The sequence below is a fragment of the Pleionea sp. CnH1-48 genome (assembly GCF_024124665.1).
Classification (GTDB): Bacteria; Pseudomonadota; Gammaproteobacteria; order Enterobacterales; family Kangiellaceae; genus JAMXSB01.
In genome coordinates this window covers 99138-112978 of sequence record NZ_JAMXSB010000005.1, presented here as the reverse complement: position 1 = coordinate 112978, position 13841 = coordinate 99138, and the positions used below count along the sequence as shown (strand labels likewise).

The window sequence follows — 13841 nt, the reverse complement described above, 5'->3', positions numbered from 1 at the left end:
CTAGGCGAAATAAAATTACCACTACCAGCTTAGGAAAAGGAATTGGTGCACCTTTTCCTAAGTGATATTGCTCATCGATAAACAACTATTAAGGACGACATTCACCAGTCCAAGGTGGAAGAGGTCCAACTCTAGGTACCTGGATTGTGAAATTAATAGGTGCTGACTTTCGAGCATGGATAGAACCCACCGCTACTCGCTCACCAATATATGTACCACAATGGATAGGATCGTAGGGTAATCTTGGTAATACAACAGAAAGAACGCCATTGCCATCGGTATAACCAATGAGCTTAGCGTTCTGATTGTGGATACCTAGTGTGCCATCAAAATTACGATGCTCTCGCCAAGAATACACGGGCTGGTGAGCTTGCACTGGATTTGTATAAATCACCTGAATGGCATAGTGGCCCAGATAGTGAACATTGCCACTTGTATTACGATAAACGTGAGTTCCCGCCATAGTACTTATGCTGGCAAATAGGAACAATACCCCTAATAGCTTTTTCATTTTTCAGTCCTCAGAATAATTTGTTTTAGTAGCTATGCTTAACACAGTTACTGGTGCTGCGAACTTAACCCATCAAGTGCTGTTCCTAATAAAAGCTAAGCTGGCAGCGCTGTCAAAACAACAATATTTCGACGTGAGGAATTGTAACTATTTGTCATTAAAAGAAAATATGAATGTCGCTATAGGTTAACGAGTTGTCGCAATAGGTAAATGCTTTCTGCAGTTAACTAACACCAGCTGAAGTTTTGCTTGCAGAGGATGAAAAATATCGCCTACTAGATTACATCGGCATTAGATTTTTTCTTCTTGAGTTCCTTCTAGGTAGAGTGCTTATGAGGATTTGATATTTTAAAATGATACTATCAATAAGAAGAATATGTTTATTAGAGCTGAACCATTGAGTCCATAAGACTATAGGATTGGATAACTTTTTATGGTTAAAGTTAGGAAGGGAAGTATGAAGATTTTCTCTAATTTATCCAACGACCTTTTATTGGATTATAGTTGCAGTTAGTTGGCTCTGAATATAAGTCTTCTCTGTCAGAACGAGACCATACAGGGTTCTGACAGACAAAACGATATTCACAGTCGCGACATTTCGCTACTTTATTTTTACTTACTTTTTGATAGATATTTGCCTTGCTACTCTTTAAAGTAGTTTCTAATTGCTCAATAGTATGGGCTTGTCCTAGCTTGTAGGATGATTCTAAAGGATGAGGGTAAACGTTCTTATTGAGATCTATGTATAAGCTTTCCATGCCCTTACTTCCGTCAACACACTTTTGGTAGGAAAAAAAGTCACAGGTAAATCTATTGACAGAAACATCAAGAATATCCGAAAGTTCTATGATTTTATATGACTCATCCTCTGTGTTCTTTGATAGGTATCTTTCCTTGAAGTCTGAGTCACAGATGATGAGTTCTATATTCGAAAACAAGGCACGATGGCTTTCTAAATAATAGTCATTTGCTGTTATAAATAAACCGATGCTCTGAAAACCTAATGTGCTCGTAGTGTCTATAGCATCGAGATAGCTGAGCCTTTCTAGATCCGACTGTTCAGAAATAACAAAAATAAGGTTTTTTACGACATTATGCTTTCTTAACCCTACAATGATTCTCGATAACCATTCTAGAGAGGTTTGTCCATCGAGTTTTACATATAAGCTTTGTATAACTCTGTGTGTTGATGTTGAAGACTCTTCATGACGATCTTGATTTTTATCTGAACTCGTTGTGATCCAGCCATTCTCAATCAAGTAGTCAACATAACTTGATACTTGCTCTCGTTGCTTTTGAAACATGTTTTGAATTTGAGTGATATTTTTTGGTTTGCCACTTAAGTAATCCAATAGATAAACAACACCAAGTGGCATTTGCTGAAATCTCTGTTTACTAAGGTCCATTATCAGCGCGTGGCGCTTTCCCTTGCACCATTTAACAACAGGATTGATTTGAATTTGACTGTTTTTGTTCAGGGAAGAGTTCATTATCGACTCTCCTCTGAGCGCGTATTTTCAGTGTCGGCTTGATTTCTTATTCGTCTCAAAAAGCGTTGAGAGGAAGAGAAAGCGGTTGGCGAGGTATTGTGAGTGTTATTGGTTCTGTGTTTGGGAGAGAGGATCGGAGTACCGATAATGCCTCCCGATAATTTGTGTTCCAATGAGCATGCTGACTTGGCTTTATGATATCGAATGGCATTTTTCGGCACTAGTAACAGCATTAAGAGGAAGGAGGGTATTACTGTTGATAGGCGACAGGCCAAAAGTTCTACACGGGAGATATTCTTTGACTTCATCATGTCGGCTCCTTTGTTGATAGAAGACGAGAGCTTGTTACCAAGACACAAAAAGCTTAACTTGGTTTAACCATAACTACTTGTTAATTATAAAGAAATAGCTATGTCGCCATAGGTTAACGAGTTGTCGTAATAGGTAAATAAGAGCGCTAAGAAGGAGGGGCTTTGCTTATTGAGGAGTTGAGGATTGTCTAACTTCGCTGGGAGAAATGTTATAAAGAGACTTAAAGCATTTACTAAAATAAGGCATTGAAGAGAAGCCTGTGCTCAAGGCTGCCTCTTTAACGGTCGTGCCGTTGCTGAGTAATTCGTGGGCTTTGGCCAGGCGAAACGTGCGCATAAAATCTGACACAGATTGTCCGGTTATTGCTTTGATCTTTCGCTGAATTTGGCGTTCACTTAAACCACACTCACTGGCTAATTGGGGTACCTTAAAGGATTGCTCTGTGTAATTTTGAGTCAGTATATGATTCACTTTCTCTAGAAAGGGATCTAAAGAAGAGGGGATATCCGTTGCTTTTTCGGTGGCTCGTTTGGGCTCTGTTTGTTGATATCGCAGCTTCAACATCTCTCTTAGGGACAGCAATGATCGCATTCTCAAAAGAAGTTCCTGCGAACTGAAGGGCTTTGTCATGAAGTCGTCGGCTGTCTCACTCCATCCTTTTAAGCGGCTTTGAGCATCGGTTTTTGCTGTTAAGAGAATCACAGGAATATGTGATGTTATCTCATTACTTCGAATACGCTGTAGCAGCTCAAAGCCATCCATAGAAGGCATCATAATATCTGAAACGATAATATCTGGGATTTGTTCGCTGGCTACTTCAAGCGCCTGGACACCATTAGCTGCTGAGAGTACGAAAAAATGCTCCTGCACAGACTCAATGATAAAAGCCCTTAGTTCTGGGTTGTCTTCAACGATCAGGGCGACGTTTTTGCTATTTGAATCGATATCAATATCGATGAGCTGATTATCATCCACATCCTCCAGGGACATCGACACCTTGTCGTTGAGTTTTTTCAGCGTTTCTTCGTTACTATTATGCGACGAAGGATATAGCTGTTTTGCGAGAGGGAATTGAAGACAAAAGGAAGTACCCTGTTTCGGTGTACTTTTTACCTCTATGGTACCGTGATATTTCTCAACCAGTTCTTTTACCAGTGCGAGCCCAATACCGGTTCCCTGAATTTGATTTTTTGACTTTTCCTGTACTCGATAAAGTGGTTCAAATATTCTTGATAGATCCTCTTCCGGAATGCCAATACCCGAGTCAGTGATTCGTATTCCAACATAACCCTGAGAGGTTTTACTTACGTAAATAGCTAACTCGCCATTCTGTTTATTATATTTGATGCCATTATGAATCAAGTTCGACAGAATCTTTTCGTAAGCATTGTAAGAAATAGCAATCGAGAGATTGGGCTCTAAGTGAGTATGCAACTGAATATTGGCTGAGTCGGCCAGCTCTGTGAAAGCAAGAGCGATGGAGTCAGTCACCTCGGATACGTCAATCGTTGATTCTTCAGTGGGAGCTTGTTTGACGAGGGAGAAATCAAGCAACTCTTCAACGAGGCGTAACAGATGTTGAGCATTGTGCTTTAGCTTGTTGGCAATGTCAGTCACATCTGGAACAAGTATGGCTTGTAGGTTTTCGACACCGGCCTGGATTAAGGTGAGAGGCGTGCGAAATTCGTGTGAAATACCTGTAAATAATCGTTCTTTTTGAGCTAAAAGCTCTGAGATTTCTTGGGTTTTTAGTTTGACTAGTCGGCTTAATTTCTTGCGTTGATAGTTCGTCCAGAAATAGTAGGAGGTCAGCAAAAATAACAGCAGAACTGAGTAGAGAGCGTAAGCTGACGCGCTTCGCCAAAAAGGTGGCGCTACAACAATAGACAGTTGACTGTCTGTACTCCACATATCATCATTATTTGATGCGCGTAAAGATAACTTATACTGACCCTCTCGCACATTCACTAAATTTATTTGTGATTCTGTTGATGTGAAATGAGCAACACCATCAGAAGAAAGTATCCATAACCATTGATTTTTCTCTGTCGCAGCATAGCTACTGTTGCTGCCGTTTATTTCTATATCGTCGCCTTCATTGGCATAAATGTTATGACCTGCTGATATCTTTATAGGTTGGCGATTAACATAGACAGTTTCAAAATCTACTTTAGGCTGGATGGTATTTTCTTTTAGATCACTTAGATTGAGTGTACTTATAAAGTTGCTGGAGCTGAGAGCCAGTTGCTGTTGTTGAGAATCAAGCCTGCAATACTTACCATCGAGTCCTGATGGTGGAATGCCATCGTGTTGGCTAAAGCGCTTAAGTTTATCGGTCGACTTGGTCCAGTGCCAGAGATCCCCTTGTCTGTCAACAAGCCAAAAGTTTTCCAGGTCTAAGCTGGCAAGACACTCAACTCCTGGCCTTGGTAAGTCGATGGTGGAAATTTTAGGGATACCATTGCCTGTCCAAGAGAAGTAAGTGACTCGATAATCGTCGTGATAAGTCCATTGTCTTGTTAGTGTAGACTGTATTTTTCTTGTGTTTAATGTCAAGCCATCGGCAAGTTTTAACCTAATAAACTGATTACTATCTATATCATAGATTCTAGGGAAATTAGCGTTGGTATCGACATATAAACGATCTCGTTCAGGACTAATAGATACATGCAGCCAGTCAAAGGGTTTAACATACATTGGATCGTTAGAGTCATACTCCGAAAAATGTTTTTCATTATGACCGATTCTTAACAGTTGGCTGTAATCAAAACTGGACAAAGCCATCCATACTCGGCCTGTCTTATCTTCCACTAGCGAGGTGACTTTTAGTCCTTTGTTCTTGAGTTCATCGACTTTTACTTGTCTAACCACGTCTTTTGTTATGGTGTCGAACCAAAGAACTGATTGCTTGCTCACCGCAATCACTGAGTCGATACCTTTATAAATAAGTGAAAAGCTTTTATCTTTTTCTAACCAAGATGCTTCTTTGTTAACTACCTTGATGCCCTTATTGGTAGCAATCCAGGTTTCTTCACGCAATTTAATGATATGGGAGATTAAAGTCTTTTTATCAGAGTCAATAGCCTCCAATTCAAACTTATTAACACTTGGTGAGTGTTTAAGTATTCCTCCTGATTTGCTTGTTGCCCAAATGTTTTTCTCTCTATCCAGAAAGAAGCTTTTCGCATCGAGGTTACTTACTATGTTCATCTCTTTGCTAGAGATTGAGTAAGACAGCAAATTAGAGTGTGTCGATAATAGAATTTCTTTGTCAACGAGCAGTAGTGACAGTACGGCCTTACCTGGGTTGATAACTTGGGTGAGTTGATTAGATAGCCCATTAAATTTCCACAAGCCATACTCGCTAGCGATCCATAAAGATTGCCCTTGAGTTTCGCACTGAAAAACTTGTCCTAAAGTACGGCTCGAAGCTGAGGAAAAGGTATTCTTTTCTTTGTCAAATAGGATGAGTTGACCGGATACTGTCACAATATATAAATAGGAGTCAGTATCCAGGAAGCATAGTGCCGTATTTAAATTATTATCATATTGTTTTATTAGCTCATCCGGAAAATAGTAATTCAGAAACTGGTTGTCTTGTTGAGAGTAGTGGCTGATTCCATAGTAGCTACCTAGCCATAATTGATTTTTATTGTCCACAAAGAGCGACCAGATCTCCCCGCGAATAAGGGATTTATCGTTCTTTCGATTATGTTCGAATTGAAAGAAGTCTAATGAATCTCTGTCGTATCGAATGAGGCGCTCCCGAGTGGATATCCATATCGACTCATCCCACTCAATTAAGTCCGTTGCAAACGTTTTTTTTATTCGTGACTCATCATCATAACCTGGAAGTCGCTGCCATATTTTTCCGTTAAAGGTTAAGATGTCATTTTCTGTTGCTGCCCAAAGCTTTCCTTTTGAATCTTGATAATAGCTAACTATTTTTTCTCTTTCAGTAAGCCCTTCTGAAAGCTGCTTTTCTAGCTCAATTGTGTTGCCTGTGCTGGTGACAACACAAAAAAGTAGAAGCAAAGCAACTTTCATCAATGATTAAATTCCTTCATAGCAGCCCGTCTCTTCTGGACAGGTTGGAGAGGGCGTTGGGCTGTTTATTGAAAACGTTGTTTGATATATAAGCTCAACATTTCCGGTAATACCTGGAAAGCGCACTTTTATGCGAAATTGTTCTACGTCAGATACATAGTCTGGATGGTAGTTGCATGAAGCGTGATTGACACTAGAGAAGTTCCAACAATTTGTATCAGCCAGATTAGCAAGATTATTACGACCTAAATGTATTTCGGTTTGCCATGAGCCCAGAACAAAGCCATTCATGGTTGTGCCACTTTCATCCAGTGAGCCCGAAGTAAATGGATTTACAGTGTGGGCTTTTGCCTCATAGAAGTAGGTCTTGCCTCGGCTATCAGGAGTGAAGACTTTGGGTGTTTGCCATTTTAGAGCTTTGACTTCTCGGTCACGCCAAATGGCATCAATCACATCGGTATCAACTTCTGCCGTAACACTTATCTGGGTCTGAACGAGTTTCTTAGTTTGTGCAATAAGCTCTACAAAATAAGTGCCTTTTACTTCCTCCAAGTCACATCGACCTGGCTGATTCTTCTGCACTATGGTTTCGCAAACTGGAAATTGCCCTTTTGCATTATTTTGTGCGTAGACTTTTAAAAGCAGGTCTTCTTCATTTTGTTCAACTAAGAAGGAGAGGCGTTTTCTTGGAAGAGTAAGAGTCTTTAGAACTAAAGAGCCATTGACCTCAACTACTTGGGCTTCATCAAACTTAAGAAGTCCTTGTATAACAAAAGGGTTTTTAGATTTTGGTGGTTTATGTATTTGGTAAGTAACACGTAAATTTGCCTGGGAACCCGGTTGAAAGGCCTTCGCTATGAGGCGGTATTGACCTTTACTCGGCATGGTTAATTGACATTTCTCGTTAGAGTTTTGCCTGCGGTTCTGGCAGAAAGAAAAATCTAAATAGTCTTCTTCTCCGGGGCGATATAAGAAGATATCAACATCACCTCGGTAACCAGAGGACTCAACGGTTAATTGTAATACCTGTTCTGGCAGATCAATAAGAAAAGTGTCACTGTCGCCATCGTTACCAGCGAAGGTATAGAGTAATTCAACTTGTTCATCCGCTTTAGCAATAGCACATGAGAACGCTATCAAGACAATGAGTAAACGCCACATAATCGACCCCTATTTAATATTGGATGAAGCTTTCTTATTATTAGGAGCTTCATTCTAGCTAATTGGCTTCACCAGTTACAATCAGAGATATAAAAAAATGGGTAGTATGAGTATCTCGGATTGTTATTGTGTGTTGTGGATCTGGCTCTCCATCACAGCCTTTGTAGTCAGGGACTGGTTCGACCTTGTCATATTAACCTTTATAGACAGAGCTGGGATTGAGTGTGAAAAAGCTTTTAAATAGTAGGGTTGATGCATAATAAATTAAACTTTGGAGGGTTCAATGAGCTTAAAACGCAAAATATATAAGGTTAAATTAAAAATCGAATTTGAACATGAGTGTGAGGTAGAAGCGGTGAGCGAATCTGCGGCTTGTGAGCTCGCTTTGGATGATGCTATGGACCACTACTGATAAGGTCTTTTCGGATTCTCGTAAGCTTGATATTTTCTGGGAATACGATATTTCCTACGCCCCAATTTCTATGGAGGTGATTCAGTAGGGTAGTTGTTCTGATAGGGAGGTTTTTTCTGATAGAGGGGAGAGAAGTATATTGGCAGTGAGCGCGCTTGTTGCCAAAAAAAAGCTCTGTTATTAACAGAGCTTTTTAATCCAACGAAAGTTACTTGGTCACCAACCAGATAGCGTGAATCATTCCTGGTAAGAACATTAGGATACATAGAACAATATTTATGATTAAATCTTTGCCTAAGCCACTTTTAAGAAAAACGGCAATAGGAGGTAGAAAAATAGCTAATATAATTAATACCAGTTTGTTCATTATGATACCCTCTTTGTGCAAGTGCACTTTTTTATTATGATGGCGATAAGTCTAACGCCGTTTTTAAGCAGCCCTAAATATAGACTGCTTTATGATTCAGAGAAAGCGACTAAAAAACTAATCATCTTTCAATAATTTAACTTCTCGTTGCGGGAATGGTATATCAATACTGTTCGACTTGAGTACGTCCCATATCGCTTTGTTGACTGAAAAGCGAGAGGCGTTCAGCTTTTTAGAGTCTACCCAGACTCTTACTTCGAAATCAACACTGCTGTCACCAAAGCCAGAAATACCTACCAACGGTGCTTTGTCAGTACTTACATCTTGATGATTGTTAACAGCATTTTGCAAGATTTCAGTCACCTTATCCAGATCACTTGAGTAAGCCACCCCAATGCTGAGTTCCAACAAGGAGACTTCGTGAGAGTTATGTATGATCTCACCCACTATATGCTTGTTCGGAATCGTGATTTCTACGTCGTCTTCGGTGACTATGAGAGTATAAGCTAAAAGAATGTCTCTAACCTGACCGCTGACACCTTGCACACTGATGGTATCACCGACGACAAAAGGACGAGTGATGATGATATTTAAGCCTGCACTGTAATTAGATAGCAGGCCTTGTACGGCCAATCCTGCACCAAGCGAAATGGCACCTATTGCGGCTACAATGGGAGTAATGCTAATTCCAACCTTATTTAAGCAAATCACTGCAACCATGGCGATAATAACAATTTTGGATACATTGCCAATAAAGCGAGAAAGGGTGACATCAATGCCTTTGCTTTCGCATACTCGTTGTACAAATTTTGCAAATCGACTGGCTAGCATTAAACCAATCAACAGGACAATAACCGCCCCGATTAATTGAAAGCTGTAATTAATAAAAAAATTAACAATCGTGTCGTAGATGACCTGGAGCTGTTCGAGTTCTTTTTGTATTTCTTGTTCCATTGACATATCCCGATAGTCTTGGCGATTAACTCTGTTGATAGTAAGCGTGTCTAATATTTCGAGTCTATGTCCTTTATTTGAGTAAAACAAGTTATCCTTAGCGACCATACTTATGGGATTGCCTAGATCTAAAGAAACCTTCTTTACTATCAATAGGTTAGATGTTTCCTTGAGAGGGGGAGTCTACATTGCTTATAGAGTACCATTTTGTAAAAGGGCTTGAGCCAATAGGCTCCAGATGCGTGGGCCTATTGATTAAGCAATGAAAGGTGGTGAAACCTTCTCGACGATTCAGTTTTGGTACTTCGAAAAGATGATTATTAGAGAGGTTTTATTGATGGTCGAAAAATTGATAGCTTCCCATTCTTGAGTCATCTAAAGCTTCGAGGTATGATCCGGCCTCACTATCTATATGGATATTGGGATGAATCGCTTAACCTTTGTCGCTCTCTCTTTTTTTCTATTTTTTTGTTCCTTTATTTTCGCTAAAAAAGAATTTTCTACAACTTTAAAGCCATCGTTAAAATTTCAACACTATTCGAAAAAAGATGGTTTAACAAACAACAGCATTAATGAGAACTCCATTATTCAAGACCGTCATGGTTTCTTGTGGATTGGTACACAAGAAGGGCTCAATCGATATGATGGCTATCGGTTTAAGCATTACTTCCACTCCTCGATAGACAAGAATTCATTATCCAATAATTTTGTTTCTGCCATTTTTGAAGACAGCGAAGGGATCTTGTGGATTGGTACCTGGGGTGGAGGTCTTAATCGATTTGATCCTGTTACGGAAACCTTTACTCACTTTGTTCATGACAAAGCATCCCCAGATAGTCTCAGCAGTAATAATGTTACTGACATTGCAGAAGACTCAGAAGGAAACTTATGGGTATCGACTAAAAATGGGTTGAATAAAAAGCTTAAAGATAAAGATTTCTTTGAGAAGTTAACCGGCGGAAAAAATGGTGTTTCATTAAAAGGAGCCAACATTCGAGTATTAGAATATAGCTCGAATGATGAACTATGGATTGGTACCTGGAACGATGGAGCTTACCGTTATGACGTTCGTAACAATATTATGCATGCTTATCGAAACAAGATGCCTGTGGGTCGGCGCATTATACGTAATCAAATTCAGAGTTTCTTTGAAGATTCGGTGGGCAATATATGGATAGGCACATTCAAAGGGCTCAACAAATACGATGCTAAAACTCAAACAATGTTAGAGCCTTTCCGTTTTATTACGGGGCATCCTTTTCAGGGAACAACGATCCGAATGATTGTTGGGGGAGATTCAGGAGCTTTATGGATAAGCTCCAATAAAGGTTTATTCCGATTTGAACCAGAAACTGGTGCTATTGAGCAATATGTTAATGATACAAAAGACGTCGACAGTTTAAGAAGCCATAATATTAATACTCTATATCGAGATTCGGACAGCAATATCTGGGTAGGGATGTATGAAAAAGGTCTAAATCGATTCAATATCCGTCAACGCCGCTTAGGTGGATATAAGTTGCTCTCGTCAGCGCAAGAAAATGTGTCGGTGACCAGTATTCTCCGAGATAAGAAAAAACGCCTTTGGATCGGCAGTATTGAGTCTGGACTGTATCGAAAAGATGAGTCTATGACATCATTTCAGCACTACCGAACTAATCCCAATCGACAGTTTCAAGACGGTGTTTTATCTATTCTAGAAAGCCGTGAGGGAGAGCTTTTTATTGGCACTATCGGAAACGGTTTTGGCATTTATAATGAAGCGAAAGATAATTTCTCTTTTTATCAGGCAAAGGCTGGAAACAACTCTAGTCTGGCGGGTAATTTTATTAATGCTATCGCAGAAGATGAGCTCGGTGGTGTGTGGGTTGGCTCTTCTCAAGGGTTAAGTCGTTTTGATCCAGAAAACAGAGTCTTTAAGCAATTTTTGTATTATGAAAACGATAAGTTCGTCAATGGAAAAAACGCCGTCTGGGCACTGAAACCGACGAAAGATAACAAACTCTGGATTGGGACGAGCAGTGGTCTGCATCAATTTGATTTAGAAAAAAATCAGTACGAGAGTCAATTAAATGCCATTAACGAAGCTTTTCAAGGTATTTGGGTTTCTAGTATTCATACTGATTCAAATGGTAGGGTTTGGGTTGGGAGTTATGGTCAGGGGCTTAAATATTTTTCGAGTAGTGATTTAATTGTTACCAGTATTGGCGTTGAAGATGGACTACCCAGCCTGAATATTTTTGATATTTTAGAAGACGATAATGGGCAGATTTGGTTGACAACGTCTTCAGGTATTGTGCGTTTCGATCCAGAAAGCCAAGAGATACGAATTTTTGATGCTAAAGAAGGCGCCATGGACGACTTCAATCATGGGGCTTTTTTGACTTCTGCGGGAGAGATGATTTTCGGTGGGCCTTCCGGTGTTAATCGATTTTTTCCTGAGAATTTAACGCGCTTGAATAAAGTGGCCCATAAAACTCAACTGACTGACTTTCTTCTTTTTAACAAGTCAGTGCTCATCGATCCTTTAGCTACAAACAACAAAAGAAGCTTTGCATTAAATCGAGCTATTAACGAAACCCAAAGCATCACTTTAAGCCACCTACAAAATTTGTTTGCTTTTGAGTTTTCTGGTATGAACTTTGACCGTCCAAATCAGCGTTATGCGTATCGTTTGAAGGGGTGGGATGACCAGTGGATTACAACCAGCGCCGATAGGCGATACGCTACTTATACAAACATACCTGCAGGTAATTATACCTTTGAGGTTAAAATCGATAATCTGGAGTTTGTACGAAGTATTGAAGTTGAGATTCTGGCTTCACCCTGGCGAACTGCCTGGGCTTACTCGATTTATGTTTCTTTATTATTGAGCATTGTAAGTGTCATTTTGTGGTTGCTGTATCAAAAAAGTGTTGCAGAGAGAGAAAGAGTCCTCGCTTTGGAGCTAGCGAAAACTAAAGAAAATATCCTCGAGAATATTTCTCATGAGTTCAGAACACCGCTCACGCTTATTTCTGGACCTGTAGGATTACTTCGAAAAAAGCGAACTGATGCGGATGATCTAAAATCCTTGGCGATGATAGAACGAAGTGCTCAAAGCTTGCTTGCGATGGTTGAACAAATGCTGAGTATGGCTAAGTTGAGCTGGAATGAGGAGGAAACTTTTTATCCCACTCAAGTAAAGGCTTCTTACGAACCTATTCTGCAGGCATTTTCTGACATTGCTGAGAATAATAAAATTCATTTTCGCCTACTTGGTGATATTGAGCATGAGTGGTGGGTATCCGCTCCAGAGCATGGGCTCGAAACGGTGCTGACTAATCTGCTATCAAATGCGATTAAGTATACGCCACAAGGGCAATCGATAGAGGTCGTGTTTCAAAAGACGGGTACGAGTTTTGAAATGAGCGTATCTGATACTGGTGTTGGTATCAATGAGAAAGACAAGTTGAAAATATTTGAACGCTTTACTCGTTTGGACAACACAAAAATCAAGACGAAAGGTACTGGAATTGGCCTGGCTTTAACCAAAGCTCTTGTTGAGAAAATGAATGGTACGATTGATGTGACCAGTGAGGTTGGGCGGGGCAGTTGTTTTAAAGTGCGTCTGCCAATGGTGAATGTTTCTATCGACTCTTCTACGGAGTCCAGTGCTTTTAGAGAGGAGCTAATCGAAAGAGCTATCCAAGATCTAGCAAAGGATAAAGATCTTGAGTTGAGCTCTATGGCTATTTCTGAGCAGTCTGCTTCGGGCACCTTTGCTCGTAATCTAAATAAAAGTGTAGTTCTTATCGTAGAAGACAATCTCGATATGCAGAGTTACATGTGTGAAGCCTTGAAGCATCGCTTTACTTTGTTACTGGCAAGCAACGGAGTTGAAGGTTTGGAAGTAGCAACTCGTGAATGTCCTGACTTGATCGTTTCTGATGTGATGATGCCAGAGATGGATGGGTTTGGCATGATTCGCCAACTAAGACAAAATATGGTAACCAGCCATATTCCTGTTGTATTGTTAACAGCTAAGTCAGATAGAGAAAGTCGATTGCTTGGATTTTCAGAGTTGGCCGATGATTACATCAGTAAACCGTTTAATACCGATGAACTCATAAGCCGAATAGACAATTTGATTGGTATCAGAAACATCTTACGAGAGCGGTTTAACGCGACCGAGCATACGCCAGTCACCGATAGCGTAGTCGATAATTTCGTAATGCAGGAGGCAGACTTTATTAATAAGTTCAAGACTGCCATCGACAGACGTTTCAGAGAGCCTGAGTTAACTTTGACGGATATTGCATCAGATGTCGCTATGAGTGAGCGTCAGCTCCAACGAAAGCTAAGCGCAGTTCTAGGCGCTGGCTTTTCCGAGTATCTTAGAAACTATCGCCTTGAGCAGTCACTGCACTTATTGGGTGGGAGTATTAAGGTTTCGGCCATCGCCGATCAGGTTGGCTTTAGTTCGAGTTCTTACTTTACTCGTTGCTTTAAAGCAAAATACGGCGAAACGCCGTCTCAATTTAAGAATACTCGGGTTCAAACTATGAAATAGCTTTCAGGGCGGGAGTCAAGTTGGTAAACCTGCCC

The 13841-nt window shown here is 40.2% G+C and carries 9 protein-coding genes; 2 read left to right on the top strand and 7 right to left on the bottom strand.

The window, feature by feature from the left end; translation table 11 throughout:
• Positions 1 to 88: 88 nt before the first annotated feature.
• The 5 genes from NH399_RS09325 to NH399_RS09305 form a co-directional block, all read right to left on the bottom strand.
• Complete coding sequence (locus NH399_RS09325) at positions 89 to 511, bottom strand: hypothetical protein (RefSeq protein WP_253039372.1); 423 nt, start codon at positions 509 to 511, stop codon at positions 89 to 91.
• Positions 512 to 981: 470 nt separating this feature from the next.
• Positions 982 to 2001 carry a hypothetical protein gene (locus tag NH399_RS09320; protein ID WP_253039370.1) on the bottom strand — a complete coding sequence of 340 codons (1020 nt, stop codon included), beginning with the start codon at positions 1999 to 2001 and terminating at the stop codon, positions 982 to 984.
• Positions 2001 to 2312, bottom strand: a complete 312-nt coding sequence (locus tag NH399_RS09315) for a hypothetical protein (RefSeq protein WP_253039368.1) — start codon at positions 2310 to 2312, stop codon at positions 2001 to 2003. Before NH399_RS09315 ends, NH399_RS09320 begins: the two co-directional genes overlap by 1 nt.
• Before the next feature lie 166 nt (positions 2313 to 2478).
• Positions 2479 to 6360 carry an ATP-binding protein gene (locus NH399_RS09310; protein WP_253039366.1) on the bottom strand — a complete coding sequence of 1294 codons (3882 nt, stop codon included), beginning with the start codon at positions 6358 to 6360 and terminating at the stop codon, positions 2479 to 2481.
• A gap of 6 nt (positions 6361 to 6366) precedes the next feature.
• Positions 6367 to 7521 carry a PPC domain-containing protein gene (locus tag NH399_RS09305; protein ID WP_253039364.1) on the bottom strand — a complete coding sequence of 385 codons (1155 nt, stop codon included), beginning with the start codon at positions 7519 to 7521 and terminating at the stop codon, positions 6367 to 6369.
• 283 nt (positions 7522 to 7804) lie between these two features.
• On the opposite strand from NH399_RS09305, the gene NH399_RS25505 reads away from it, so the two are divergent.
• The gene (locus NH399_RS25505; protein ID WP_256489431.1) at positions 7805 to 7933 is read left to right on the top strand and encodes a hypothetical protein; all 129 of its coding nucleotides are present in this window, start codon (positions 7805 to 7807) and stop codon (positions 7931 to 7933) included.
• A 208-nt stretch (positions 7934 to 8141) separates the two neighbouring features.
• On the opposite strand, the gene NH399_RS09300 is transcribed toward NH399_RS25505, so the two are convergent.
• A complete protein-coding gene (locus NH399_RS09300) occupies positions 8142 to 8300 on the bottom strand; it encodes a YqaE/Pmp3 family membrane protein (RefSeq protein ID WP_253039362.1) in 159 nt (52 codons plus the stop codon).
• A gap of 117 nt (positions 8301 to 8417) precedes the next feature.
• Complete coding sequence (locus tag NH399_RS09295; RefSeq protein WP_253039360.1) at positions 8418 to 9254, bottom strand: mechanosensitive ion channel family protein; 837 nt, start codon at positions 9252 to 9254, stop codon at positions 8418 to 8420.
• Between the two features lie 424 nt (positions 9255 to 9678).
• Between NH399_RS09295 and NH399_RS09290 the strand changes: the two genes are divergently transcribed.
• Complete coding sequence (locus tag NH399_RS09290) at positions 9679 to 13806, top strand: two-component regulator propeller domain-containing protein (RefSeq protein WP_253039352.1); 4128 nt, start codon at positions 9679 to 9681, stop codon at positions 13804 to 13806.
• Positions 13807 to 13841 lie beyond the last annotated feature (35 nt).